Here is a 23,591-nt window from a genome sequence, read left to right as displayed (position 1 = left end):
CCCAACACCACCCGCGTCGCTTCTTGGTAAGGCCTCCTTACGCAAGGTTCGCTGCTAATGTCAGCGCGTACTTTGTTTCAGCCAACCATTCTTTTTGCGCTGGCTCTTATGGCCGTCATCGTGATGATGATCTTACCGGTCCCATCCTTCATACTTGACCTGGGCTTGGCCGCATCTTTCGGACTCGCCATCCTGATATTCACGGTCACGCTTTTTATCCAGCGTCCCCTGGATTTTTCGGCCTTCCCAACCGTGCTTTTGGCATCTTTGATGCTGCGACTTTCCCTAAACGTGTCTTCGACAAAACTGATAATCGGACAGGGGCATACGGGCACAGATGCTGCAGGCGGCGTGATAGAAGGCTTCGCAATGTTTGTGATCGGAGGTTCCGTCGTCATGGGGCTGGTCATCTTCTGCGTCCTCCTCATCGTCAATTTCATTGTCATAAACAAAGGCGCCGCACGGATGGCGGAGGTTGGTGCGCGTTTTGCTTTGGATGGGATGCCGGGCAAACAATTGGCCATCGACAGCGATATGGCAGCAGGCGCAATTGATCATTCCGAAGCAAAGGAACGGCGTGAACGTGAGCAAGCCGAAACGACGTTCTTCGGTTCGCTGGATGGCGCGTCCAAGTTTGTAAAGGGTGATGCGATTGCCGGGCTGTTGATCACCCTGCTCAACCTTATCGTTGGACTGATCATCGGAACCACGATGCACAGTATGCCACTGGGGCAAGCCTTCGAGACGTATACCATCCTGACTGTCGGAGACGGGTTGGTCAGCCAGATACCGGCGGTCATCATTGCCATTGCATCCGCTCTTTTGCTCGCACGTGGTGGGGCGACGGGGGCGACTGATACGGCCCTTTTGACACAATTGGGAAAATACCCATCAGCGCTTGCAACGGTTGGAGTGCTCATGGGGATTTTTGCTTTGGTCCCAGGGCTTCCCATCGTGCCATTCCTTTTGGGGGCTGTGGCCCTTGGTGCCGCTGCCTGGTGGCGACAGAAAGCGCTCGATGCGGAAAATGCCCCGGAGGTTTCCCTGGTCACGCCTGAGCAGGAGGAGACCACGAATTCGACAGGCGACCTTCTCGACGTCGACGATATTCACATCGAGTTCTCCCCCGATCTGGTCGGCTTGGCGCTGGACCCGGCGACGGGGCTGGATGCGCGCATCAAAAGCATGCGCGAACATATCGCGCGGGCATTTGGCGTGTTGCTTCCCGAAATGCGCCTGACGGATCGGGGCGACCTTGCACCAGGAACCTATTCCATCCGTCTTCTGGGCGTCGAACATGCAACAACAACGCTCAAACCGACGCAAGTTCTGATGCTCACTCAAGATGGGGCAATCGATCTTCCAGATGGCCAAGACACATCGGAACCTGTCTACGGCGCGCCGGCGCGCTGGATCAGCCCCGTAGATCGAGAACGCGCGGCACTTGCAGGTATGACAGTCGTCTCGCCTTCCGAAGTTCTTGCAACCCATCTTCTAGAGGTGCTCAAACGAAACCTATCTCGGTTAATGACGTTCAAGACCTTGCAGCGCCAGTTAGACGCGTTTGTCACACTATCGGATGGCACGCGCGCTGAAGAAAACAGGCGTCTCCTGAATGAGCTGGTGCCAGACAAGGTGCCCCTCGATCTCCTTCATTCAATTCTCAGACTGCTTTTGGCAGAGCAGGTTTCGATCCGGAATTTACCTCTGATCCTTGAAGCCATCGCCGAGTCGCGCGGCTCCACCACGCAGCCAGAGATGATTTGCGAACATGTGCGCCAGCGGCTTGGCTTCCAGTTGATCGCCGAGATGAAACGCAGCGATGGAACGCTCCCATTGGTTCAACTGGCGAACGATTGGGAAGATATCTTTTTGCGTTACCAAATCAGCGGCGAGGCCGGGTTGCCAGAGGTTGCATTGCCCCCCGATGAGTTCAATGCGTTGGCGAAATCAGTAAGCGAGAAGGTCGCATCCGCAAGTGCCAAAGGAACGTACCCGGCAGTCGTAACCTCCGCGCTCAGACGTCGCTTCCTGCGCACAGTTCTGTCGGCACGCGGCATCCCCAACCCAGTGCTTTCTTTTGAAGAAATAGGGCTGGAAGCCAAACCTTCGCTTGTGGGCCTGGCGGCCCCATGACGGAATTCCTTGCCGATGTCCTTTTCATTTCGCAGCTCTGGCTCGCCACTGCCGCTGCCATCTTCTTGCGGGTGGGCGCGTGTTTTCTGGTCTTACCCGGCTTCGGAGAGCAGATGATCCCAGTTCGAGTTCGACTTGGCGCTGCGCTGGCAGTTACGATTTTCCTGACACCAGCCCTGCACGGGTTCTTGACGTTGGACGGTATCATGCCGCCAATCACTGCATTTTTCTCCGAAGCGTTGGCCGGGCTCATTCTTGGCCTTGCGTTGCGGCTTTTGGTGCATGCGCTCCAGATTGCGGGGACCATTGCGGCGCAATCTACCTCGCTCAGCCAAATCATGGGCGGCGCAACACCTGACCCACTTCCTGCGATGGGTGCCATCATCATGCTGGGTGGCATCACCTTGGCGGTGCTTTCCGGGTTCCACATCCATTTGGTTGAAACCTTCATACGCTCCTATGACGTTCTTCCATTCGGCAGTTTGCCAACGCCGCACGATCTTGCGGGCTGGGGTGTGGACCAAGTGAGCAACAGCTTCTCTTTGGCAATGTCCCTCGCCGCACCCTTCTTAATCGCCTCCCTTCTCTACAACGTAGCGCTCGGTGTCATTAACAAGGCCATGCCGCAGCTGATGGTTGCATTCGTTGGCGCCCCCGCAATCACCTGGGGCGGACTAGCCCTACTTCTGGTGACAACACCGTTCATCCTTCCAGTCTGGCTGTCCGCATTCGAGGGAGCAGTCGCGGCACCGCTAGGGGCGCGCTGATGGACGAGAACCAGAGCGCATCGGATAAGCCATTTGATCCAACACCGCGCAAGCTGGAGGATGCGCGAAGGAAGGGTGAGATCGTCAGGTCAGCCGATCTGAACACTGCGGTCGTTTACGGCGGCTTTCTCCTTGCTGGCGTCTTGCTGGCGCCGTGGGTGATGCAAGAAATCGGCGCGTTGACACAGACAAGCCTTGGCCGGGCAGATACACTGGCCGCTCTCCTTCTGGAACAAGGCAGTGCAGGTCATTCCGCTGGCCTCTTGAGTGGCGCGCTGATTTCTGCGGCCGCTCTAAGTGCCGTTCCTGCGATACTCTTGCTCGTGTCGCTGCTGGCCCAACGGGCGCTCCTGTTTACGCCGTCAAAATTGGCGCCCAAGGCAAACCGCATTTCGATCCTTGAGAACGCAAAACAAAAATTCGGCAGCCAAGGTCTCTTTCAGTTTGCCAAATCGGCAACCAAACTATTCCTCGTTTCGATCTTTCTTGCCTTCTATCTGTGGGCACGCGCCGAAACGATTCTGGTCGCTATCTATGCATCACCCGGCCAAATCCTTGAGATGCTCGGGCAACTTTCACTGGATTTTCTGGCTGTGGTCACCGGGATGGCAGCGGTGTTTGGCGTCGCCGATTGGGGTTGGGAGTGGAGCCAGTTACAATTGCGCAATCGCATGTCGCGGCAAGAGATCATGGATGAGACCAAGAGCTCGGAAGGCGACCCTCACTTCAAGCAGGAGCGGCGGCAGCGCGGGCAATCCATAGCGATGAATCAGATGATTTCCGACGTTCCGACCGCTGACGTTGTCGTGGTGAACCCCACTCACTACGCGGTTGCCTTGAAGTGGGATCGCGGCGAGGGCGGGGTACCGACATGCGTAGCCAAAGGTACTGATGAAATCGCGCGACGGATCCGCGAAGCGGCCTCTGAAGCCGGAGTTCCCATTTACTCAGACCCTCCAACGGCACGCGCATTGCACGCACGTATCGACATCGGAAGTCCGATCTTGCCCGAGCAGTATCGAGCAGTGGCTGCTGCGATCCGTTTTGCCGACCTCATCCGCCAAAAAGCGAAATCCAAGCGATGAGCAGCAATTCAGCGAGATTAAAGCGACTGAAGGCCGTAACTGCTTTGCTCGCCGACCGGGCTTTAGGGCCTGTCATAGCGGCCAGCTCAAAAGTTCAGAGCATTGAAAGCAAGGCGGCTCAGCTGGCCGAACATCGCAACCGGCTGATGAGGTCATCCGCTGATCCCGCGATTTCTGCAACACTGCTGTCACAGGCAGAGCGTTTGCGCGTTCAACAAGCGGCCGAGTTGCGCAAGCTTGCCTCTGCAAGAGCTGCCTTCGAACACGAAAAGTCTAAGGCTGCGCGCGCGGTTGGACGGGATCTGGTGCTCGAAAAACTGATTGCAAAAGAGAAGGCTGAGGCCAAGGCTGAGCTCAACCGTCGCAAACTTCGCTAAGCAAGAGGATCACGCGTCCTGACGGGTGATATCCGTGATGAGGACGTCAAAGGTGTTCTCTCGCCCGAGAATGCCTTGCGCCGCTTCGCGAAGACCCTCTCGAAGTGGTTCCATCGCCTCAGCCTCCGTGAAGACGCCATCAAACCCACCTGTATTTGCATGCGCAAACAGAACGCGCAGAAAGCTGTCCCGCAAACGGGGTTCCTGATCAAACACCAGGTTGTTCTGGCCAGTGGTCACTTCAATCGTAAGGCCAAGGACGACCAGAGATCGAACTGCACCGTTGCGGACAATCGGCACCACGAACTGATTGTTCAACCGAACATATTCAGTGCCTTCACCGGTCTGCTCAACCCGTGGGGGTTCCGGCTCTTCATGGTCTTCTTCGCCGTCATGGACGTCGTCCTGTTCGCCATCATGGGTGGCATCGTCGGGTTCCTCGGCCTGCACATCGGCAGTGGCGACTTCGTCGCCTCCACCAAAGACCAAGCCGGCACCAACTCCGCCACCCGCACCAAGCAGAAGCAAAAGAAGAGGAAGAAGTCTTCGCATCATGGCGCTTCTCCTGTCTCAGAAAGGAAGGATCGTGTCGGCTACTTCTTGGCCGTAGCGGGGCCTTTGAGCATCGGTGATCAAGCCACGCCCGCCATATGATATTCTGGCGGCCGCAATACGATCATATTCGATGGAGTTCTGCCGGGAGATATCTTCCGGGCGCACATATCCGGATACCAGCAGCTCCCGTATTTCATTGTTCACACGAACTTCCTGGCTGCCCTCAATGCGTAAGACACCGTTCTGAAGCACTTCGGTGACGGTTGCCGCGACGCGTAGGGTCAGCTCTTCATTGCGCCGCACAGATCCTTCGCCAGCCGACCGGCTGCTGCTATCGAATTCCACGGCCTCACTCAGAGATCCACCTTGGGTCAACAGACCATCAATGCGCTGCGGCAGGCCAAACAGGTTTGGAATACCCAGTTCCTCGGATCCAGTGCGTTCTCGTTCGGACGAGTTCTGAAACTCGGCACTATCGTTGATCTCGATCACGACCGTCAGGATGTCCCCACGACGGCCAGCACGACGATCGCCCAAAAGCGAGGCGCGACCGGACGTCCAGAGCGATGCTCCCTCGGCTCTGTCGGGAACGTCCGCCGCATCAGGGATCGGCGCAACATTCATGGCAAATACCTCATTGCCATTCGCAGGGGAGGTAAACTCCGGTTCCTGCCCGATTTGGCCTAGCCGGGCACAGCCGGAAACGGCCAAGCAGGCGCAGCAGATCAGGAGCAGTTTTGGAAATCCAAAGGTCATTGTCGGGGTCCAACGGTTACAAGGCCAGGCGCGGCAGCGACGGCAGTGACAGTCTGACGGGAGGCCAAGTTGATGACCCGCAAGCTTTCGCCTTGCGCGGCCCGATCCAGAGCACGTCCGTCGGTGATGATGAGAAGGCCGCCGTGATTGTAACGCAGCGACACGATTTCGTTTCGTTCAACAATAGCCGGGGGGCGTAGATCGCCAGGGCGGATCGGGCGACCAGGATAGAGGTTTATCCTAGCCTCCATACCCACCGCTTCGGCCATGTCGGACAAAGCCCCAGGCGTGGCACCTTCCACAGTCGCAACATCGGCAGGTCCAATCAGCGTGGCACCTCTGATCGTCCCCGCGGCGATGACCGTTTCATCGGCGGTTGCCGGGCACGTCAGGGCCAATATGAGGAAAAACCATCGCATCAGCGGACCTGCGTCGTCGCGCCAAGCATCTGGTCTGCCGCGGTCAGCACTTTGGCATTCAACTCGTAGCCGCGTTGCGCTTCGATCAGGTCTGTGATCTCCCGCACCGAGTCGACCGAGGATTGTTCCACGTATCCTTGCCGCAACGTGCCAAGCCCATCCTCACCCGGCTGCCCAACCAAAGGTGGCCCTGAAGCGCCGGTCTCCAGAAACAGGTTCGATCCAATGGCCTCAAGCCCGCTGTCGTTGGAGAAAGCGACCAAGTTGAGCTGTCCCAAAAGCTGCGGTTCAACTTCACCCAAATAACTTGCGTAGACTTCCCCGGATGCGTTGATTTCTATCGCGCGCGCATCGGTGGGGATAGTGATGCCGGGATTAACTTCGAAGCCGTCCGCGGTGACGATCAGGCCATCGCCCGTCCGTTGAAGCGCCCCATCGCGGGTGAAGGCACTTTCACCACTTGGAAGCGTCACCTCCAGGTAGCCACGCCCTTCAATGGCGACATCTAAATCACCGCCCGTCGCGGCGACTGTACCTTGCTGCCACGTAACCGTGACTGCTGTGGGCCGTACGCCAAGCCCAACCTGAACTCCTGCGGGAACTACGGTACCGTCAGCGGCATTAATCGCGCCAGCGCGGGTCATTTGCTGGTAATGGAGATCGGCAAAGTCCGCACGGCGGGCTGAGTATCCGGTCGTCGACATATTCGCGATGTTGTTTGAGATGACGTCGACGCGCAGTTGCTGCGCGCTCATGCCCGTGGCGGCGATATCAAGAGCTCTCATTCCTCAAACCTTTCTGGATCAACTGCGCTGACCTGCTGTGCGCAGGAAGTCGCGGATACGGCTGTCTTCGGCATCCATGAAGCTTTGGCCGAGTTCATAAGCACGCTGCACCTCAATCATGCGGGAGATTTGGGCGACCGCGTTTACGTTCGATCGCTCCAGAAAGCCCTGAACCACGCGCGCGTTTTCGGCGGGCACGTAACCGCTCTCGGCTGTGAAGGCGGTGCCGGATTGTCGAGACAGTTCGAGCGGGTCGTTCGGCATATAGAGGCCGACAACAGTCAGAGGCTGACCATCCGCCGAGATCGTCCCATCTGGCGCCAAAGCAACGCCGCGCGCGTCGGGCGGCACGAAAATCGGGGCCCCGCCGGCGTCCAGCAAGCGGGCACCTTCGGGTGTGACCAACTCTCCAAAATCGTTCCGAATGAAGGCGCCGGCACGGGTCAGGGCTTGCCCAGCCACCGACTCAACCATGAAGAACCCTTCGCCTTCGATGGCGAAATCGAAGGTCCCACCGGTCTGCTCCAATGCGCCCTGTTGCGCCGAAATAGATCGGCCAATCGCGCTGCCCATGCTCAGCGACGGCTCGTTACGGCCGGTGGCAGCGATGTGCTCTGCGAAGATCAGGCCTTCGGATCTGAAGCCAGTGGTCGAAATGTTGGCAATATTGTTGGCCACAACCGACATCTCGCGCGCGAGACCGGATAGGCGCGTTAACGAGGTATATCCAGGGTTATCCATGCCTACATCCCCGCGATAATCGGGATGAGAGTGTCGGCGAAATAGGTTGTCAGGGATTGTGTCATGAACCCCATCGACACCCAGAACACCACCACGATTGCCGCAAGCTTTGGCACGAACGTTAGCGTCATTTCCTGAACACTCGTTAGGGCCTGGAAGAGGCCCACCAAAATGCCAGAAACCAAAGCCGCCGCGAGGATCGGAGTGGAGATTGCAACAGACACCCAAAGACCCTGTCGCATCGTGTCGAAAAAGATCATTTCATCCATGCGCTTATACCGGCATCCGCAGGATTTCCTGATAGGCTTCCACCACGCGATCACGGATCGTCACGGCCGTCTCAACAGCCAGCTCGGTTTGCGCGAGTGCAGTGACCAGCGAGTGGGGATCTGCACCTGTAGTCATCGCCGCTCGCGCCTGTGCCTCGCCTTGGGCGACGGTCTCAGCAAAGCCTGCAACGGCTTGCGTGAATGCGCCTCCATCGGGTGTCTCGGTAGGTTGGGTCGTCTGGCGCAGCGGCTGGTAGGCCTGCGCGGCAAGGGATTGGCGAATATCCATCCGGGATTCTCCTCAGATGCGGGGGTTAGCGTCGTAGCAATTCGTTCAGGGAAGACGACATCTGTCGGATCTGGTCGAAGATCCTCAAATTCGCCTCATAGGACCGTTGCGCTTCCCGCGCGTCGGCCAGTTCAATGACCAGATCAACGTTCGAGCCTTCGTAACTTCCGGTCTCATCTGCCATCGGATGGGTTGGATCGAAGATGACAGGCAGGGCCGTCTGGTCCAGCCGGACAGGCCCGGGTCGGACCGCGCCTTCCGGCGCACCCATCCCACGTTCAACCTCAAAGCTTGTGACCTTTCGCTGGTAACCGGGCGTATCGGCATTTGCGATATTCTCCGACACATGGGTCAGGCGTTGCGCCTGAGCCCGCATGCCAGATGCGGCGACAGAGAGAGCACTCGAAAAATCAGTCATGCCATGCTCCTATCGTCCGATGCTCGTGCGCAGGATCGTCATCGCAGATCCATACACACGTAAGGCGCGGTCATGGGCGCGTTGCGCCTCGATCCCGCGCAGCATTTCGAATTCAAGGGAAACCGTGTTGCCATTCGGTGAGGCAGGCGTTCCTGCATCAAGAACACGCATAGGCATATCACCGTGGCCCAATCGGTTCTCGGCCGTCATATTCCGCCAGGTCTCAGCAAAGTCCGCCACGTCCCGAGCGCGATAGCCCGGCGTGTCCGCATTCGCGATGTTTTGCGCGACCACAGCCTGACGAGCCGCAGAGTGGCGGGCTAATCCACCCGCGAGTTGAAAAATCTCAAGCCTATCGAACATCTGGGCTTCTCCCATCTCGGCTACACGAAGGCTTAAGACTGATTCCTTTACATTCCGTAATTGCGGCGCGGCTTTGCGCCACCTCACCGGAGAACCCGTGATGCAAACCACAGATGCCATCAGCCTGTTGCGCGCGCAGCTAAAAGGGATTTCGACATCCTATGCGATTGGCGAGGTCACTGCCCTCGGGCGATCCAGCGTCTCCGTGTCGGGGCTGAACAAGATCGCGGCGCTTGGCGATCGGGTTCGTTTCAGCGCCGATCTGACGGGCGAGATTCTCGCGATGGAGGGTGCCTTTGCGCAGGTCATGCCCGAAGGTCCCACGGACGGGCTGCGTCTCGGTGCCCGCGTGTCGCATATTGGCCCGCAGATCATCTCTCCAGACGTGAGCTGGCTGGGTCGCGTCATTGACCCGGATGGTCAGCCGCTGGACGGACGCGCGCTGCATCAAGGCCTGCGCAACTACCCCTTAATCAACACTCCTCCCTCGCCGACTGGGCGCCGTGGTCTTGGCCAGCGCCTTGGAACAGGTCATGCGGTCTTCGACACCTTGCTGCCGATTGTCGAAGGTCAGCGCGTCGGCTTGTTTGCTGGGTCGGGCGTCGGAAAATCGCGCCTGATCGCGGCCCTGGCACAGGAGGTGCAGTCCGACGTTGTCGTCATTGGGCTGATCGGCGAACGCGGGCGAGAGGTTCGTGATTTCGTCGCCGAAACTCTCGGGCCAAAGGGGCTTTCGCGCGCGGTCGTGATTGCGGCAACCTCCGATAGGCCTGCGCCGACACGGGCGCGCGCGGCATTTGCTATGATGGCCGTAGCCGAATACTTCCGGGATCAAGGACGCAACGTTCTGCTTCTCGCAGATTCCATAACGCGCTTTGCTGAGGCACAACGCGACGTCGCTGCGGCGGCGGGTGAACCGTTCGGTCCATCGGGGTTTCCAGCATCCATGGCGCAATCCGTTATGGGCCTCGCCGAACGCGCTGGTCCGGGAATCGGGCACCAAGGGAATATCACAGCCATTTTCTCGGTACTGGTAGCTGGTTCGGATATGGAAGGGCCGGTGGCTGATGTAACGCGCGGTGTGCTCGACGGCCATGTCGTCCTGTCGCGCGAGATTGCCGAACGGGGGCGTTTTCCGGCCATTGATGTTTTGCGCTCTGTCAGTAGGTCCTTGCCGGGCGCGGCATCGGAGGACGAAAACAGGTCCATACAACGCGCACGCCACCTGATCGCTGCCTATGACAAAGCGGAGGTGATGGTGCAGGCGGGACTCTATTCGCCGGGATCCGACCCATTGACCGACGCCGCCGTGAAGGTCTGGCCTGAGTTGGACGCTTTCGTTGCGGAACGAAACACTGGCGGTGTTGATCAAAGCTTTGAGGCTCTCGAAAAGATCCTCTCTTCTGCGTCTCCCGTCCGGAAACCCAATTGAAGTGATATCGGGTTACGCCAGGTTCTGAAGCAGGGTTATCGCGGTGGCTCCTGGGGTCGTGAACGAGATGCCCGCGTTGACCTGAGCCCGGATTGTAAATGACTTTAGCAGTTCATTGACCGCTTCCGGATCCGAGAACTGCGAGAAATCCGCAAAGCCCAAAGTCCGCTCGGCCCCTTCGCGGAAGGCTTCGACCTGCTTGTCGATGTCGATGGTGGCAATGGCCGAAGGCAATCCGAATGCCGTCTCAAAAACCTGCCGCAAGGGTGGGTTTCCCATCACCGACAACCAGGCGGTAGTATCGCTTCCGCCAGCCGCTACGATCTCCGGCACTTCCCGGGACGCCGTTAGGGCCAAGCGCATATCGCCATCTATTTCCCCGACAGAAACCTCAAAGGATTGCCGATCGAACCGTGACAAGACGCGGTCTGCAAAGGTCGGGCTTTGCGTGTTCGGCGGCAGGACGCCACCAAATCCGAACGCCTCCGAGAAGGCGCGATATCTTTTATCCGCGAGGCGATTTGAAAGAGCATCATCGGATCCGACACCATCCGACAGGACCTTTTCTATGAAGGCACGGTTCGGCAGATCGTCCTGCAGCCCGTATGCTCCAAGTGCCACCCGAAGCAGCCGGTAATCTGAGACCAAGTCCTCAGCAGATGTGACTGTGCCAATGTTTTCGCGGAAGTAATCCCGATCACGGTCTTGCACCGGGGATTGCGCAAATTGCGTTTGCTGGGTCTCAAGACTTGATTGCAGAAACCTCCATCCGGAATATCCGCCGAATGGTAGTACGGGTTGAAATGTCATGATCTTCCTGCAGCAAGTAGTCGCTCTTCACGTGCAAGCAAGCCACGCAAAGACTTCAACACTTGGTAGACTTGGTCTTCGACAAGATGCTGTGTCGCGCGAGACAGGAGGGCCCGGCTATCGGCATCCGTGAACACCTGACTCAATTGCTCGATCCCGCGTAACAACTGCGACCGTGCTTCGTCGATATCCGCATCGCCCGACAAGACCAGTTGGGCTATGTAGCAGACGCGGCGAACAGGCGTGTTCGCTTCTTCCGGGTGAATGGCATCCCGAAGTCGCAAGATGTTTGCACCAGGCGTCATGATTGCCAGACGCGTGCGACGGTCACCATTTTCGATGACGGCGCCGTTCACGAGGACCCGTTCCTTAGGTCCGAGTTTCAGAACCAGACCACTCATTTTACGTCCCCCTGTCCCGCCAGACCGCGCATGACCGAAGTGTTGATGTCGACCAATGCCTTAAGCGCAGTCGGATCATCCAAAGCTTTGCGGGACTGGAGGAGAGAGAATTCCGCAAGGTAGAACAATTGCGCCCGTAACGTCTGCGGTAATGCATTGCCATCGTCAGCGAGGTCAGATGCCAGAATAGTCCACAATTTGCGATTTTCGTGGAGCGCTTCCGCGCGCGCTGTCATCGACGCATCCGGCTGCGTCGCTTTGTTCAACTTGGTGGTGACGGTTTGGAATGCGGCATATTCAGTGCCGCGGTCCGAGCGCACTGGAGCAGAGCTTGCAGCGTAGGCGGACTGGGCGAGCGAGGTGGAAATCACGAAACAGGCTCCTTGGGGCGTGTCGGTGCGGCGCGATCGGTCGGTGCATAGTGGGCCGCGTGGGGATCATTGGGGCAGCGGATTGTCGGGGCGCGAAAAGCCACGCCCCGACCCATTGACGATTACCGGAACAGCGACAGAATATTCTGTGGCGCCTGATTGGCGATGGACAGAGACTGGGTTGCCAGCTGCTGTTGCACCTGAAGGGCCTGCAGGCGTGCAGACGCTTCTTCCATGTCGGCATCCACAAGAGTACCGATCCCGGATTTGAGCGAGTCGACAAGCGAGCCAATGAAGGTCGATTGAGTTTCAATCCGCCCCTGAGCTGAACCGAAGGATGCCGCGGCATCGATCGAATTCTGGATCAGCGTCTCGATGTTATCGAGGGCGGAATCGGCACCTTCATTCGAAGTCACGTCGATGGCATCCAATCCGAAAAGGCCGCCAGACGCTTCACCACCATCTGCAGCGGCAGTTGCGAACGCCAAGGTCGTTGCCGACGAGTTGTCGACCTTCAGGCTGACCTCACCCGTGCTGTCGTTGATGGCGACCTGCGTGGTCACACCTTCAATGCCAGCTGCATCAATCGCCGTTTTCAAGCCGCGCGCCACATCTTCCATCGTTTCACCGGCACCGGCTGTATAGAAATACGCCGTCCCAGCGATCGACGCCTGATAGGAGTTGCCTTCCGACGGCGCCGCAGCGGTTGTGAAGAATACCTCCTCAGCACGCTGATCGATGGTTGCTTCCTCAACCGCCGTTCCGACCTGCGCATCGCCATTGATAGCGCTGAAATAGGCGTCGCCGTCACCGGCATTTGCACCGCCCAGCGCCACCGACAGATCAAGCGACTCGAAGGACCGCGTCGATGTTACGACAATGTCACCTTCTGCAGCACCGGCTGCAGAAGTGAAGGTCACGCCTTCAAGATCGAGTGCCTGAAGGCTCCCCAACAGTGCGTCACGACCGACATCACCACTTTGATCGTCGGCACCTGCCGTCCAGCTCACTGTTTGATTGCCGACCGTAATCGACACGGTGTCGCCTGTATCGAAGCCATTGGTCGAGTCGAAGCTGATGACTGCCGAATTGCCAGTATTTACAAGGTTCGAGCCGGCGAATGTTGTCGTTCCGCCAGCCGCGTCAACGATCTGCGCGGACAAGTCATTGCCTGTGCCCACCCCGTTTACACCGGAGGTTGACGTCAGGTCCTGGCGGTCCACTCGGATATTCGAGGCCGACACATTGCCCGAGCCGGTCCGGTCAAGCGAAGACAGGATGTTCACCTCGTCCGTTCCCTGGACAAGGTTCAAGCCATTGAATTGCGCGGCGCCAACAACGGCCCCGATCTGATCCCGCAGGGCATTGATGTCGGTCTGGATCTTCTCGCGATCCACGTTTTCTTCCTGGGCCGCAACGATCTTGCCTTTGATGTCGGTCAACAGGTCGGTGACCGTCTCGGACGCGTTCCGCGCCACGGCGACAGTAGACTCGCCTAAGCTCAGGCTTTCCTGAATGCCCTTGAAGCCCTTCACGTCGGACTCCATGACCTTGGAAATCGCCCATACGGCCGAATTGTCCTTGGCAGATGCAACCGCCTTGCCCGTCGAGATTTCGGACTGGGTCTGCTGCAGGTTCGAGTTAACAGATTTGAGAGTCTGAAGCGCGACCATCGCGCTGTTGTTCGTCAGAATGCTGGACATGGTGTCCCTTTCCTTGATGTTCCGGGGCGTGTTTTTCACGCCGGATTACAGGCAGCGCCGAAGTTCGTGCGCTGGATGAACCGTCTTTCTGACGTCTGCAGGCTCGGGTGTGTCAGCCTACGCCACCACATGGATGCGCCGCTGATTTGCGTCCAAACAGATGAACAAGACCCTAATCGAGGGCAGCTCAATCCGTTGGATTTGAACGAAACCTGCGCCTTATCGGCGTGCAAGCAATCGGGACGCGGGGCTTGAAGTGAACTGACTTCTCCCCTTGGCGTCATAAACAGTCAGGCCGGCAGACATTTGATCACTGACGCGGGCCCGCGCGATGTTCAGGCCGGATTGTGCGGCCTTCAAAAGAACCGCATTGCGCCGGGCGGATTTCTGAATGCGCTCTAGGGCCTGATCTGAGATTGGATGTTTTTTCAGCCGTTCAAACGCGCGACCAAGCGGGGCCTCTATCTTTGAAAGCCCCTCAATATCGCCATTCAGAAGGGCGACCTTTTGGGCGTTGAGCAATTCTGCCAACGCTTCCGAGACCGGTCTCGGAGCGCCCATCATTGTCCGACCTCAGCCTGACGAACCAGCGATTGGAAAATCGTTTCCGCCAAACCGATCCCTCCTTGTGACGCCAACGCATTTGCATGCTCAGCTCGCAGAAGAGAGGTCATCTGCTCCTCCCCTATTCCGCCGCCAAAGCTGTCGCGCGCTTCTCCAAAGCCTGCATGTTTCAGCATCTCAGCCAGAAATGCGGCTTCAAGATCCTGCGCGACTTCGCGCAAAGCCTGATGTTGTTGCGTCGCTTGCGTCAAGGACGGCGCGCCTGCGGCGCCGATCACGATGTCCGTCGTCATGGAATTCTCTCGCATTCGAAGGATTTTTTCTGAGCCTGCCAGACGCGCGTAAAGAAATCGTAAGGGAGGCGACGGTAGGCAGGGGCACCTGAAACTAGACGGACAACCAGAATGGATGATCTGTTTCAAAACCTTATTACCATCAATCGTGGTCAGGCAAATGTCGCCGGCCCAAATGGTACTGGCGGACCTTCGCCGGAGGTTCCGTTTCTTGCGGTTTTTGGTGCAAGCGACGTTTTGGAAGGGGCTGAAGGGTTGGACCCTCGCACGCCCCCGCACGTGATCGCAAACGAAGATGACACACCTATGGGCCCCCCTTCGTTTGAGGCCGCTCTGCCTACAGAGAGTATTGCGCGACCGCCGGTCCTTACGGACGCAGGGTACAGTGAACCGCTGCAACCTCTACAGATTCTGACACCAAGCGCGTCGTCGTCACTAAAAGAACAGCCTGCGCCAGATCAGAGTGCAGTGCGAAACCAATCCGTTCTGACAACGACCTTCGTTCAAGCCATGCCTCATCCTGTCGGACGACCTGCCCAGAAAACTGCTTTCTCGATGGCGCAGTCTACATCACACTTGCCCATTTTGAGCATTCCGTCAGTTCCAGCTGTACCTCAGGCAGTTGGTGCCACTGCAATTGAAACACCCGTAAGCACGGAACCCATGATAAAGGCGAATGGACCTTTGTTGTTGGCAGACCAGCCGGCTCACACTTTTCCCACTTCCGGCAGCTCGTCCGCTGGCACTCTTGTCCAGCTTCCTCTAGGCCAGGGCTCGGCTGGAAACGCACCAGAAAATGACGCTCAGCCTCGTCTCGCGGCCAATACAGAACCGCATGCCAATGCAGAGCCACCGGCACGACACGCAACGCCACCAAATGCTGCTGCATCGGGTCAGTCCACTCATCTGGATCAAGCGCCAGTGGGCTTACCCGATGGGCTCAGGGCCGTCAGCCCGCAGCCACAAACCATCCCGAATTATCCAACAGGCGTGCCCCAAGCTGGCGTTTCGGCGAGCCAGCGCACCGACCGGCCCAAACCAGACCAGGTCGCTTTTCTTTCGCCGACCATGCCCAATGCCAACCTTCCGATGGCAAGGAGCGCTGTTGCGGCCATCCCGCTGGCGACCGCGCCATCGGTGGAGCCGGAAACGCTAACACCGCATGTCTTGCCCCCCAGCGATCCCCCACAAGTGCATGACGACGTACAAGCGCCTCCACAAACCAGCGGCAGGGCCGCCGAAGCAGCCAATGTCCCGCTGCAAATGGCGCGCGCGACAACGTTCCCAATGATGTGGCAGGCAGCCACTCCTGGGGCTCAGTTCGCGGCCAGCCCAGGTGCTCTGGATTTCGAAACCGCTCTGGATTTGGAGCCACAAATGGTGGCGCAAAACGCACCTCTCAACGCAAACCATTCGACTGCGCTTACCCCAATTTCCCTAAATGGTACGGGCCCGGCTCCCACGTTGGTCGCACAACAAATCGCGGCCGCCCTGCAAGATCACAGCCAAGAGCGAGGTCAACCGATCGAACTCGCTCTTGATCCACCGGAATTGGGCCGGGTCAGAATGCAGTTGGTCGAACTTGCAGGGATCATGACCCTGACAATTCACGCCGAACGCCCCGAGACGGCTGAACTGATGCGCCGCCATATGGACCTGCTCACGCAGGAATTCGCAGGGGCCGGGATTGAGGCCCCGTCCGTCCATATCTCGCAAGACGGCTCAGGCGCTCAATCCGACGAACCTGATCACGCCGACCAAGGTGAAAACAGTCCGACCGAAACAGACGCACCTTCTCCTGAAACGCCTGAAACCCGGACCCGCAATGCAGCGGGCACCTTGGATCTGAGACTATAGGAAACGCACAATGGAAATCCTCTCCTCGCTTCCCGCAAATGCAACATCCGGCGCAAATGCGGCAGCCGCTGAAACGGCCTCCGCAATCACGTCGGACTTCGATATGTTTCTACAGTTGCTCACGACCCAGATGCGCAACCAAGATCCGTTGAACCCAGCAGACTCAACAGAATACACCGCGCAACTCGCGACCTTCTCGGGGGTGGAGCAACAGGTCCAGACAAATGACCTCCTGCGAGAGCTTCAAGGTGCCTTCACTGCCATGAACATGGGGCAACTTTCCGGTTGGATCGGCATGGAAGCGCGGGCAGAAATGCCGATCAATTTCGCCGGTCAGTCAACGAGTGTTCAACTCTCGCCCTCACCACTGGCCGACCGCGTTGAACTGATAGTGCGGGATCAAAACGGCTCCGTCGTGGCAAACGCCCCAGCCATCCTAGGAGAAGGCCCATTCGAATGGGCTGGCCTCGACAATGATGGTCAGCCATTGCCCAACGGCACCTATACGCTCTCTGCCCAAAGCTGGCGTGGAGAGGAGGTTTTGGAAGAACGGTACGCATTTGTCTTTGCCGAAATCACCGAAGCCCAAACGCTGAATGGTGAGGTTTGGGTGACCATGTCCAATGGCGTCAGCATCCCTTCGGAAGCCGTGCAGGGTCTCCGCAGCCCGAATTGATCAGAAGGCGGCCCAGATCAAAGCTGCCGCCAACCCAAGGGCCAAACCGCCGCCCCCGAGCAAGACCCGCTCCGGCCAGCGGTTTTCACGCTTTGGTCTTTCCGGATGTGCCTGTGCGATCAAGGCGGCTTCGGCCAGCTGCGGTAAACGGGGCCCAAAGCGCGACAGGACCAGTGCCGTACGCCAGAGGTCGCGAGCGACGGCCTGCGGTCCGATATTTCGCGCGATATACTCTTCTACCACCGGGCGTGCGGCGGCCCAAATGTTCAGATCGGGGTCCAAGGATCGCCCGACCCCTTCGACAACCACCATTGTGCGCTGCAACAGGATCAATTCAGTCCGCGTCTCCATCCCGAACCGTTCCGTTACCTCAAACAGGAACGCCAACAGACGACCCATGGAGATTTTGCTCGCTTCCATGCCGAAGATCGGCTCACCAACCGACCGCAGCGCCTGCGCGAATTCGGCAACATCCCGATCAGCCGGGACATACCCGGCCTCAAAATGAACTTCGGCCACACGTCGGTAATCTTTGCGGATAAAGCCCATCAGTATCTCGGCATAGACCCGGCGCGTATACTCGTCGAGCCGCCCCATGATCCCGAAATCGAGTGCAACCAGATCGCCGTTCGGCGCAACCTTCAGATTTCCCTGGTGCATGTCTGCGTGGAAATAACCATCGCGCAACGCATGGCGCAAAAACATCTGCAACGCGGTGCGGGCCAGCCCGACCTTGTCATGACCTGCGGCATTGATCGCATCCAAATCGCTCAACGGAAGGCCGTCCGCCCAGCCAAGAACCATCATCCGCCGGGATGACATGCCCCATTCGACCTTTGGCACAACGAAACCTTCGTCGGCCTCGGTATTGGCGAAGAACTCGCCAGCGGCGCTTGCCTCAATTCGCAGATCCAACTCCTGCAGAACGACACCTTCGAAGTGATCAATCACATCACGTGGCCGCAGACGGCGGGAAGACGGCGACAGGGTTTCGATCAATGTCGCCATCAGGTGAAACGCATCTACGTCCTTTCGAAACGCCCGATCAATGCCGGGCCGCAGGATCTTCACCGCAACGTCCCGACCGCTCTCCTTCAAGGTCGCCCGATGCACCTGCGCGATAGACGCCGCCGCAACCGGCTCAGAAAAATCGCTGAATACAGCTTCAAGCGGCTGGCCAAGCTCCTCGGCCACAACGCGACGCGCATCGGTGGTCGGAAAGGGCGGCAGCTTGTCCTGCAGAACCTGCAATTCCAGCGCCATTTCCGGCCCGACCACATCGGGTCGGGTCGAAAGGATCTGCCCGAACTTAATGTAGGCAGGTCCCAGTGCCTGTAATGCACGGGGCACCGGCGGCATCGAAGGATCGCCGCGCAAGCCAAACCATTTCAGCGGCCACCCGAGCACGCGCGCCGCAATGCGGATCGCACGCGGGGCCTCCATCGCCTCCAGCACAGCGCCCATGGCCCCTGTGCGCTCAAACGTGGCGCCCGTCCGCGCCAACCGCCAAATGTTGTGAGGGCCGCGCACCTAGAGTTTCCACCCCGAATGCAACGCCGCAATGCCCATCGACAGGTTGCGATACTTCACCTGCTCGAACCCGGCATCCCCTATCATGCCGGCAAAGGTCTCTTGATCCGGGAACTTGCGGATCGATTCGACCAGGTATTGATACGAGTCGCGATCCCCGGCGATCACTTGCCCCATGCGTGGGATCACGTTGAAGGAATAAAGATCATAGAGCTTCTGCATTCCTTCATTGGGCAGCTGCGAAAACTCCAGCACCATCAGGCGACCCCCAGGACGCAGCACGCGGTACGCCTCGGCAAGCGCTTCATTGATCCGAACCACGTTCCGAATACCGAAGCTGATCGTGTAGACGTCAAAGCTGTTGTCCGCGAAGGGCAAGGCCATCGCATCGCCGCAGACCCAATCCAGCTTGTCTGCCATCGCCTCAGCCTCGGCGCGTTTTTCACCCTCATCCAGCATGCTCTGGGTCATATCGAAGACGGTCGCATGTGCGCCCGGCGCACGTTTGAGGAACCGGAATGAGATATCGCCCGTGCCGCCCGCTACATCCAACAGCTTCTGACCATCGCGCGGCGCGAGCCAATCCATCATCGCATCCTTCCAGATGCGGTGGATGCCGACGCTCATCACATCGTTCATAACGTCGTATTTCGAGGCCACATTGGTGAAGACTCCATGGACCATCCCGGCCTTCTGATCTTCGGCCACATCCTGAAAGCCAAAGTGGGTCCGATTGTCATCCGCCATGGGTCTTGTCCTTTTGCCTTAGCACCCCTTCTTATAGGGGCCTGTTGGGGCGCTGCAACGCACCCTGATGCCACACAAGGAAAGCCCGATTTGCCCGAACTTCCAGAGGTAGAGACAGTGCGTCGCGGCCTTTTGCCCGCACTTGAAGGCGCGCGCATTGCGAACGCTGCGGTGAACCGCCCCGATTTGCGCTGGCCTTTTCCCGATCGCATGGCAGAACGGCTGACCGGTGCAACCGTCACAGCGCTCCGCCGCAGGTCGAAATATATCCTTGCCGACCTCGATACGGGCGAGACGCTTTTGATCCATCTGGGTATGTCGGGCCGCATGACAGTGTCAGGCGATCCGCTTGGCCAATTTCACCATGATCACCCCACGCCAGAGAAGCACGATCATGTTGTGCTCGACACCGACGCAGGCGCGCGGATCACGTTCAACGATGCACGTCGTTTCGGCGCGATGGACCTGATGGACACAGCAAAGCATAGCGATCACTGGCTGATCCGTGATCTCGGCCCGGAACCGCTTGGCAACGCCTTCAACGAGGCACATCTGATCACCGCACTCAGCGGCAAACGATCACCGGTCAAATCCGTGCTGCTCGACCAACGCATCGTCGCGGGGCTTGGCAATATCTACGTGTGTGAGGCGCTCTACCGGGCTGGCATTTCTCCGCTCCGACACGCTGGCCGCATCTCTGCGCCCCGAGTCGCCGGATTGGTGCCGATCATCCGCGATGTATTGGCAGAAGCTATCGAAGCCGGTGGGTCTTCCCTGCGGGATCATCGACAAGCAAATGGCGAACTGGGATATTTTCAACACACCTTTTTCGTCTATGGACGCGAAGGTGAACCCTGCCAAACCCCGGATTGCCAAGAGAAAATCAAACGCAAGGTGCAATCGGGGCGGTCCAGTTTCTACTGCTCGGCCTGTCAAAGGTAGTTGAACCCACCGCCACTGGTGCTAAGCCTCAAGGCTCGTTTCAACAGCGCCCGAGCACCAATCCATGGCCTATGAGACCCTGATCGTCGACGTCGAAGATCATATCTGCCTCATCAAATTGAACCGCCCCGATGCCCTCAATGCGCTGAACACGCAGCTGCTGGAGGAACTGGGCAGGGCGTTGGCGAAAGCCGACGAAAACGACAAGGTGCGCTGCATCGTCATCACAGGCTCGGACAAAGCGTTTGCAGCAGGGGCCGACATCACCGAGATGGCTGAAAAGTCCTACACGGACGTGGTGTACGAAAACCTCTTTGCCGATGCGGCTGACAATATCGAGCGTATCCGCAAGCCGATCATCGCGGCCGTAGCAGGGTATGCCTTGGGTGGCGGATGCGAACTGGCGATGGCTTGCGACTTCATCATCGCGGCGGAGACCGCCAAGTTCGGGCAGCCCGAAATCAACCTTGGCGTCATTGCCGGGATGGGCGGCACGCAGCGACTGACCCGTCTGGTGGGCAAATCCAAGTCGATGGATATGCACCTGACCGGTCGCTTCATGGCTGCAGAAGAGGCGGAGCGTTCAGGGTTAGTCAGCCGTGTGGTGCCCGCCAAGAAGCTGATGGAAGAGGTCATGGCGGCGGCGACCAAGATTGCCGAAAAGTCTGCGATCTCTACCATGGCCGCGAAGGAAGCCGTGAACCGCGCTGAAGAACTCAGCCTATCCGAAGGTCTGCTGTTTGAACGCCGCATGTTCCATTCGCTTTTCGCGACCGAAGACCAGTCCGAAGGCATGTCAGCCTTCATTGAAAAGCGCGAACCGCAATTCCGCGACAAGTAAGGGCTTGGCAGACTGCGCGGTTTCCCTTAAACGCCGCGCCACACATGCGTGTGAGGCCCGCTTCGGCCAGATTCGCCCGGTAGTAAACCCGGGGTCGGGACTCTCCCGCGCGTAAACCGTTGCAACCGTTCCGATGAAGGATCACACATCATGGCAAATTCGCCCCAGGCAAAGAAACGCGCCCGCCAGAACGAGCGTCGTTTTGCCGTAAACAAAGCCCGCCGTTCGCGCATCCGCACGCACCTCCGCAAAGTTGAGGAAGCTATCGCCTCCGGCGATCAGGCGGCAGCGGCTGAAGCGCTGAAAACCGCCCAGCCCGAACTGATGCGCGGCGTCACCAAGGGTGTGTTGCACAAGAACACCGCAGCGCGGAAAATGTCGCGTCTCGCGTCACGTGTGAAGGCGATGGGCGCGTAATCGCCCACATATAGCCCTTATTTTGAAGGCGCTCCGTCACCGGGGCGCCTTTTTTCATTTCTATTTTTGTAGCGCAGACAAGGGTCTAATCGTGCCCGAGAGATTCGATTTTCGAAAGGTGCAGAGTCAAGCGCGAAGAGGTGTTGCGAGGTTCGCGCGACTCCCGATACGGTCCTCAGGCGAGTCAGACGCCTTGGGGGGCGGATGAGGGGCGCAACGCCTCGGTTCGAAGCTAAGACAGGCTGAATGACGGACAGCATTCGGCCCATCCCGACTGGACAGAGTCGGCGCTTTGGAATGGGAGTGTAGGGAAACACGTTGTAACCCGTCAGGGGGTATGCCCGTGTTTGTCGGCTGCGTCGTGAACATCCTCCCACGTGCACGCACAGCGCGAACGACACCCGTAGCCGTTGGTCACCCAACGGACGGCGGTGCTGTTTGTGCGCGAAGCGGGCGTCTCGCAGGCAGAATGTGGATATGCACCGGGCGCGGCCAGACGCCCGGGCGAGACAAAAAGGACTGGACGAGGGAATGACAAACGAAACATGGGGCCAGGTACGTCAGGAATTGTTGCAAGTTGTCGGCAAGAACAACTTTTCAGCCTGGATCGAGCCGATTTCCTTCGACCGCGTGGATGAGCGTACGGCGCACTTCCACGTACCGACCAGCTTCATTGGCTCTTGGGTTTCGAACAATTTCGGCGACCTGATCCTACGTCATCTGGCATCGCATGGCGTGAGTGCAGATCGTGTTGAATTCGCCGTCGGTGCGCGCAAGCCTGCGACCGCAGCCGCCAATGCACCCGCTCCGCAACAGGCAGCCCCGGCGCCGGAACTGGAAATGGCTGTCTCGGCTCCAGCCCCCGCGCCATCAGCGCCTGCTCCGCAGCCCGCGCCAGCCCCACGGCCCCAGCCCGTCGCAGCGCGCTCCACTGATCTGCCCGGCACCAAACTCAACCCTGCCCTGACGTTCGCCAATTTCGTCGTCGGCAAGCCTAACGAGTTGGCTCATGCCGCCGCCCGCCGTGTCGCCGAGACGCTCGACGTAACCTTCAATCCGCTGTTCCTCTATGGTGGCGTGGGACTTGGTAAAACGCACCTGATGCACGCCATCGCCTGGGATTTGCAGGAACGCTTCCCCGATGCACAGGTCCTTTACCTCTCGGCCGAGCAATTCATGCATCTTTTCGTCCGCGCGCTGCGTGAACAGAACACGTTCGACTTCAAGGAAACCTTCCGCAATGTCGATGTTCTGATGGTCGATGACGTCCAGTTCATCGCTGGCAAGACTTCAACCCAGCAGGAATTCTTCCACACATTCAATGCGTTGGTCGAGATGGGCAAGCAGATCGTCATCTCCGGCGACCGAGCGCCCGTGGACATGGAAGAACTCGATAGCCGCATCGCCTCGCGCTTGCAAAGCGGCCTCGTCGTGGACATCCACCCGACGGACTATGAGCTTCGCCTCTCCGTGCTTCAGCACAAGGCGGCCATCCTCAGCCAGAAGTATCCGCATGTTCAGTTCGCCGACGGCGTGCTCGAATTCCTCGCCCGCAAGATCGCATCTAACATTCGTGAGCTGGAAGGCGCGCTGAACCGCCTTTACGCCACCGGTGATCTTGTCCGCCGCGAAGTGACCGAGGATTTCGCCCGCGACAACCTCGCCGACATTCTCCGCGCCTCCGACCGTAAGGTCACGATGGACGAGATCCTCAAGAAGACCTGCGACTACTACAAAATCCGTCAAGTCGACATCATCAGTCAGAACCGCCAACGCGCCATCGCGCGTCCCCGGCAGATGGCGATGTACCTCTGTAAGAAGCTGACGACCCGCTCCCTGCCTGAGATTGGCAAAAAGTTCGGCGGCCGCGATCACACCACAATCCTTTACGGTGTGCGCAAGATCGAAGAGCTGATGCAGATCGACAGCCAGATCGCCGAAGATGCGGAACTTCTGCGTCGTATGCTTGAAGCATAAGCCGTCAGGGGGTTGACCACCGGTCCGCCCCCGCCCAAACCTGCATAAACAACTTGCCATAGAACGGGGT

28 protein-coding genes are annotated in these 23,591 nt (G+C 58.6%); 11 read left to right on the top strand and 17 right to left on the bottom strand.

Translation table 11 applies throughout. The features are described from left to right. The first annotated feature begins 57 nt into the window (after nt 1-57). The 4 genes from flhA to V8J81_RS18235 are packed head-to-tail and all read left to right on the top strand — an operon-like array spanning nt 58 to nt 4,365. On the top strand, nt 58-2,136 hold the full coding sequence (gene flhA, locus V8J81_RS18250) for a flagellar biosynthesis protein FlhA (RefSeq protein WP_368477175.1): 2,079 nt from the start codon (nt 58-60) through the stop codon (nt 2,134-2,136). Continuing rightward, nucleotides 2,133-2,903 carry a flagellar biosynthetic protein FliR gene (locus tag V8J81_RS18245; protein WP_368477174.1) on the top strand — a complete coding sequence of 257 codons (771 nt, stop codon included), beginning with the start codon at nt 2,133-2,135 and terminating at the stop codon, nt 2,901-2,903. The genes flhA and V8J81_RS18245 overlap by 4 nt, the downstream gene beginning before the upstream one ends. Then, entirely contained in the window at nt 2,903-3,988 is a 1,086-nt protein-coding gene (locus tag V8J81_RS18240) for an EscU/YscU/HrcU family type III secretion system export apparatus switch protein (protein ID WP_368477173.1), read from the top strand. Before V8J81_RS18245 ends, V8J81_RS18240 begins: the two co-directional genes overlap by 1 nt. After that, nucleotides 3,985-4,365 (top strand): hypothetical protein, encoded by a 381-nt coding sequence (locus V8J81_RS18235; protein WP_368477172.1) that lies wholly within the window; start codon nt 3,985-3,987, stop codon nt 4,363-4,365. Before V8J81_RS18240 ends, V8J81_RS18235 begins: the two co-directional genes overlap by 4 nt. A gap of 9 nt (nt 4,366-4,374) precedes the next feature. Here the strand turns inward: V8J81_RS18235 and V8J81_RS18230 are convergent, their stop codons facing one another. The 9 genes from V8J81_RS18230 to V8J81_RS18190 are packed head-to-tail and all read right to left on the bottom strand — an operon-like array spanning nt 4,375 to nt 8,960. Further along, the gene (locus tag V8J81_RS18230) at nt 4,375-4,920 is read right to left on the bottom strand and encodes a flagellar basal body-associated FliL family protein (RefSeq protein ID WP_368477171.1); all 546 of its coding nucleotides are present in this window, start codon (nt 4,918-4,920) and stop codon (nt 4,375-4,377) included. Between the two features lie 15 nt (nt 4,921-4,935). Beyond that, nucleotides 4,936-5,676, bottom strand: coding sequence for a flagellar basal body L-ring protein FlgH (gene flgH / locus V8J81_RS18225; RefSeq protein ID WP_368477170.1), 741 nt, complete (start codon nt 5,674-5,676; stop codon nt 4,936-4,938). After that, complete coding sequence (flgA, locus tag V8J81_RS18220; protein ID WP_368477169.1) at nt 5,673-6,095, bottom strand: flagellar basal body P-ring formation chaperone FlgA; 423 nt, start codon at nt 6,093-6,095, stop codon at nt 5,673-5,675. Before flgA ends, flgH begins: the two co-directional genes overlap by 4 nt. Then, on the bottom strand, nt 6,095-6,880 hold the full coding sequence (flgG, locus tag V8J81_RS18215; RefSeq protein ID WP_368477168.1) for a flagellar basal-body rod protein FlgG: 786 nt from the start codon (nt 6,878-6,880) through the stop codon (nt 6,095-6,097). Before flgG ends, flgA begins: the two co-directional genes overlap by 1 nt. An 18-nt stretch (nt 6,881-6,898) precedes the next feature. Next, nucleotides 6,899-7,621, bottom strand: coding sequence for a flagellar hook-basal body complex protein (locus tag V8J81_RS18210; protein WP_368477167.1), 723 nt, complete (start codon nt 7,619-7,621; stop codon nt 6,899-6,901). Nucleotides 7,622-7,623: 2 nt separating this feature from the next. Next, nucleotides 7,624-7,890 (bottom strand): flagellar biosynthetic protein FliQ, encoded by a 267-nt coding sequence (locus V8J81_RS18205; protein WP_368477166.1) that lies wholly within the window; start codon nt 7,888-7,890, stop codon nt 7,624-7,626. Between the two features lie 4 nt (nt 7,891-7,894). Continuing rightward, nucleotides 7,895-8,179, bottom strand: a complete 285-nt coding sequence (gene fliE, locus V8J81_RS18200; protein WP_368477165.1) for a flagellar hook-basal body complex protein FliE — start codon at nt 8,177-8,179, stop codon at nt 7,895-7,897. A 25-nt stretch (nt 8,180-8,204) separates the two neighbouring features. Further along, nucleotides 8,205-8,597 carry a flagellar basal body rod protein FlgC gene (flgC, locus tag V8J81_RS18195; RefSeq protein WP_368477164.1) on the bottom strand — a complete coding sequence of 131 codons (393 nt, stop codon included), beginning with the start codon at nt 8,595-8,597 and terminating at the stop codon, nt 8,205-8,207. 9 nt (nt 8,598-8,606) lie between these two features. After that, entirely contained in the window at nt 8,607-8,960 is a 354-nt protein-coding gene (locus V8J81_RS18190; protein ID WP_368477163.1) for a FlgB family protein, read from the bottom strand. A gap of 100 nt (nt 8,961-9,060) precedes the next feature. Here V8J81_RS18190 and V8J81_RS18185 point away from each other — a divergent pair, with 100 nt between their 5' ends. Next, nucleotides 9,061-10,392, top strand: coding sequence for a FliI/YscN family ATPase (locus tag V8J81_RS18185; protein ID WP_368477162.1), 1,332 nt, complete (start codon nt 9,061-9,063; stop codon nt 10,390-10,392). A 12-nt stretch (nt 10,393-10,404) separates the two neighbouring features. Here V8J81_RS18185 and V8J81_RS18180 read toward each other — a convergent pair whose 3' ends face one another. From V8J81_RS18180 to V8J81_RS18155, 6 genes are all read right to left on the bottom strand, one after another. After that, nucleotides 10,405-11,202: a DUF1217 domain-containing protein gene (locus tag V8J81_RS18180; RefSeq protein WP_368477161.1), complete on the bottom strand. Its 798-nt coding sequence runs from the start codon at nt 11,200-11,202 to the stop codon at nt 10,405-10,407. Continuing rightward, nucleotides 11,199-11,603: a flagellar biosynthesis repressor FlbT gene (gene flbT, locus V8J81_RS18175; RefSeq protein ID WP_368477160.1), complete on the bottom strand. Its 405-nt coding sequence runs from the start codon at nt 11,601-11,603 to the stop codon at nt 11,199-11,201. The genes V8J81_RS18180 and flbT overlap by 4 nt, the downstream gene beginning before the upstream one ends. Continuing rightward, nucleotides 11,600-11,974, bottom strand: a complete 375-nt coding sequence (gene flaF / locus V8J81_RS18170) for a flagellar biosynthesis regulator FlaF (RefSeq protein ID WP_368477159.1) — start codon at nt 11,972-11,974, stop codon at nt 11,600-11,602. Before flaF ends, flbT begins: the two co-directional genes overlap by 4 nt. Before the next feature lie 122 nt (nt 11,975-12,096). Continuing rightward, nucleotides 12,097-13,677 (bottom strand): flagellin N-terminal helical domain-containing protein, encoded by a 1,581-nt coding sequence (locus V8J81_RS18165; RefSeq protein WP_368477158.1) that lies wholly within the window; start codon nt 13,675-13,677, stop codon nt 12,097-12,099. Nucleotides 13,678-13,896: 219 nt separating this feature from the next. Further along, nucleotides 13,897-14,238 (bottom strand): hypothetical protein, encoded by a 342-nt coding sequence (locus tag V8J81_RS18160; protein WP_368477157.1) that lies wholly within the window; start codon nt 14,236-14,238, stop codon nt 13,897-13,899. Beyond that, nucleotides 14,238-14,534 carry a rod-binding protein gene (locus tag V8J81_RS18155; RefSeq protein ID WP_368477156.1) on the bottom strand — a complete coding sequence of 99 codons (297 nt, stop codon included), beginning with the start codon at nt 14,532-14,534 and terminating at the stop codon, nt 14,238-14,240. The genes V8J81_RS18160 and V8J81_RS18155 overlap by 1 nt, the downstream gene beginning before the upstream one ends. A 111-nt stretch (nt 14,535-14,645) precedes the next feature. On the opposite strand from V8J81_RS18155, the gene V8J81_RS18150 reads away from it, so the two are divergent. Continuing rightward, a complete protein-coding gene (locus tag V8J81_RS18150) occupies nt 14,646-16,391 on the top strand; it encodes a flagellar hook-length control protein FliK (RefSeq protein WP_368477155.1) in 1,746 nt (581 codons plus the stop codon). A gap of 10 nt (nt 16,392-16,401) precedes the next feature. Next, the gene (locus tag V8J81_RS18145; protein WP_368477154.1) at nt 16,402-17,067 is read left to right on the top strand and encodes a flagellar hook capping FlgD N-terminal domain-containing protein; all 666 of its coding nucleotides are present in this window, start codon (nt 16,402-16,404) and stop codon (nt 17,065-17,067) included. Here the strand turns inward: V8J81_RS18145 and ubiB are convergent, their stop codons facing one another. Together ubiB and ubiE are read right to left on the bottom strand one after the other, a co-directional pair. Next, complete coding sequence (gene ubiB, locus V8J81_RS18140; RefSeq protein ID WP_368477153.1) at nt 17,068-18,597, bottom strand: 2-polyprenylphenol 6-hydroxylase; 1,530 nt, start codon at nt 18,595-18,597, stop codon at nt 17,068-17,070. Continuing rightward, nucleotides 18,598-19,344 carry a bifunctional demethylmenaquinone methyltransferase/2-methoxy-6-polyprenyl-1,4-benzoquinol methylase UbiE gene (gene ubiE, locus V8J81_RS18135; protein WP_368477152.1) on the bottom strand — a complete coding sequence of 249 codons (747 nt, stop codon included), beginning with the start codon at nt 19,342-19,344 and terminating at the stop codon, nt 18,598-18,600. A 90-nt stretch (nt 19,345-19,434) separates the two neighbouring features. Here ubiE and mutM point away from each other — a divergent pair, with 90 nt between their 5' ends. The 4 genes from mutM to dnaA all read left to right on the top strand — a co-directional run bounded on the left by mutM (nt 19,435) and on the right by dnaA (nt 23,521). Beyond that, a complete protein-coding gene (mutM, locus tag V8J81_RS18130) occupies nt 19,435-20,286 on the top strand; it encodes a bifunctional DNA-formamidopyrimidine glycosylase/DNA-(apurinic or apyrimidinic site) lyase (protein WP_368477151.1) in 852 nt (283 codons plus the stop codon). Between the two features lie 64 nt (nt 20,287-20,350). Beyond that, the gene (locus V8J81_RS18125) at nt 20,351-21,127 is read left to right on the top strand and encodes an enoyl-CoA hydratase (RefSeq protein ID WP_368477150.1); all 777 of its coding nucleotides are present in this window, start codon (nt 20,351-20,353) and stop codon (nt 21,125-21,127) included. Between the two features lie 150 nt (nt 21,128-21,277). Further along, a complete protein-coding gene (gene rpsT, locus V8J81_RS18120; protein WP_368477149.1) occupies nt 21,278-21,544 on the top strand; it encodes a 30S ribosomal protein S20 in 267 nt (88 codons plus the stop codon). A 531-nt stretch (nt 21,545-22,075) separates the two neighbouring features. After that, nucleotides 22,076-23,521 carry a chromosomal replication initiator protein DnaA gene (gene dnaA / locus V8J81_RS18115; protein ID WP_368477148.1) on the top strand — a complete coding sequence of 482 codons (1,446 nt, stop codon included), beginning with the start codon at nt 22,076-22,078 and terminating at the stop codon, nt 23,519-23,521. The last annotated feature ends 70 nt before the right edge of the window (nt 23,522-23,591 follow it).

The organism is Gymnodinialimonas sp. 202GB13-11, assembly GCF_040932485.1.
GTDB lineage: Bacteria > Pseudomonadota > Alphaproteobacteria > Rhodobacterales > Rhodobacteraceae > Gymnodinialimonas > Gymnodinialimonas hymeniacidonis.
Note: the sequence above shows the minus strand (reverse complement) of the source record. Positions and strands in the feature narration are given on the sequence as shown.

What these genes read in the sequence shown, in the direction of transcription:
- V8J81_RS18160 (WP_368477157.1), bottom strand. Translation starts at nt 14,238, where the DNA reads ATGGGCGCTCCGAGACCGGTCTCGGAAGCGTTGGCAGAATTGCTCAAC.
- flgA (WP_368477169.1), bottom strand. Translation starts at nt 6,095, where the DNA reads ATGCGATGGTTTTTCCTCATATTGGCCCTGACGTGCCCGGCAACCGCC.
- V8J81_RS18180 (WP_368477161.1), bottom strand. Translation starts at nt 11,202, where the DNA reads ATGACATTTCAACCCGTACTACCATTCGGCGGATATTCCGGATGGAGG.
- V8J81_RS18235 (WP_368477172.1), top strand. Translation starts at nt 3,985, where the DNA reads ATGAGCAGCAATTCAGCGAGATTAAAGCGACTGAAGGCCGTAACTGCT.
- V8J81_RS18145 (WP_368477154.1), top strand. Translation starts at nt 16,402, where the DNA reads ATGGAAATCCTCTCCTCGCTTCCCGCAAATGCAACATCCGGCGCAAAT.
- V8J81_RS18155 (WP_368477156.1), bottom strand. Translation starts at nt 14,534, where the DNA reads ATGACGACGGACATCGTGATCGGCGCCGCAGGCGCGCCGTCCTTGACG.
- fliE (WP_368477165.1), bottom strand. Translation starts at nt 8,179, where the DNA reads ATGGATATTCGCCAATCCCTTGCCGCGCAGGCCTACCAGCCGCTGCGC.
- V8J81_RS18190 (WP_368477163.1), bottom strand. Translation starts at nt 8,960, where the DNA reads ATGTTCGATAGGCTTGAGATTTTTCAACTCGCGGGTGGATTAGCCCGC.
- flgC (WP_368477164.1), bottom strand. Translation starts at nt 8,597, where the DNA reads ATGACTGATTTTTCGAGTGCTCTCTCTGTCGCCGCATCTGGCATGCGG.
- V8J81_RS18150 (WP_368477155.1), top strand. Translation starts at nt 14,646, where the DNA reads ATGGATGATCTGTTTCAAAACCTTATTACCATCAATCGTGGTCAGGCA.
- V8J81_RS18230 (WP_368477171.1), bottom strand. Translation starts at nt 4,920, where the DNA reads ATGATGCGAAGACTTCTTCCTCTTCTTTTGCTTCTGCTTGGTGCGGGT.
- dnaA (WP_368477148.1), top strand. Translation starts at nt 22,076, where the DNA reads ATGACAAACGAAACATGGGGCCAGGTACGTCAGGAATTGTTGCAAGTT.
- V8J81_RS18240 (WP_368477173.1), top strand. Translation starts at nt 2,903, where the DNA reads ATGGACGAGAACCAGAGCGCATCGGATAAGCCATTTGATCCAACACCG.
- V8J81_RS18165 (WP_368477158.1), bottom strand. Translation starts at nt 13,677, where the DNA reads ATGTCCAGCATTCTGACGAACAACAGCGCGATGGTCGCGCTTCAGACT.
- flgG (WP_368477168.1), bottom strand. Translation starts at nt 6,880, where the DNA reads ATGAGAGCTCTTGATATCGCCGCCACGGGCATGAGCGCGCAGCAACTG.
- V8J81_RS18210 (WP_368477167.1), bottom strand. Translation starts at nt 7,621, where the DNA reads ATGGATAACCCTGGATATACCTCGTTAACGCGCCTATCCGGTCTCGCG.
- flbT (WP_368477160.1), bottom strand. Translation starts at nt 11,603, where the DNA reads ATGAGTGGTCTGGTTCTGAAACTCGGACCTAAGGAACGGGTCCTCGTG.
- V8J81_RS18205 (WP_368477166.1), bottom strand. Translation starts at nt 7,890, where the DNA reads ATGGATGAAATGATCTTTTTCGACACGATGCGACAGGGTCTTTGGGTG.
- flhA (WP_368477175.1), top strand. Translation starts at nt 58, where the DNA reads ATGTCAGCGCGTACTTTGTTTCAGCCAACCATTCTTTTTGCGCTGGCT.
- V8J81_RS18125 (WP_368477150.1), top strand. Translation starts at nt 20,351, where the DNA reads ATGGCCTATGAGACCCTGATCGTCGACGTCGAAGATCATATCTGCCTC.
- V8J81_RS18185 (WP_368477162.1), top strand. Translation starts at nt 9,061, where the DNA reads ATGCAAACCACAGATGCCATCAGCCTGTTGCGCGCGCAGCTAAAAGGG.
- V8J81_RS18245 (WP_368477174.1), top strand. Translation starts at nt 2,133, where the DNA reads ATGACGGAATTCCTTGCCGATGTCCTTTTCATTTCGCAGCTCTGGCTC.
- ubiE (WP_368477152.1), bottom strand. Translation starts at nt 19,344, where the DNA reads ATGGCGGATGACAATCGGACCCACTTTGGCTTTCAGGATGTGGCCGAA.
- rpsT (WP_368477149.1), top strand. Translation starts at nt 21,278, where the DNA reads ATGGCAAATTCGCCCCAGGCAAAGAAACGCGCCCGCCAGAACGAGCGT.
- flgH (WP_368477170.1), bottom strand. Translation starts at nt 5,676, where the DNA reads ATGACCTTTGGATTTCCAAAACTGCTCCTGATCTGCTGCGCCTGCTTG.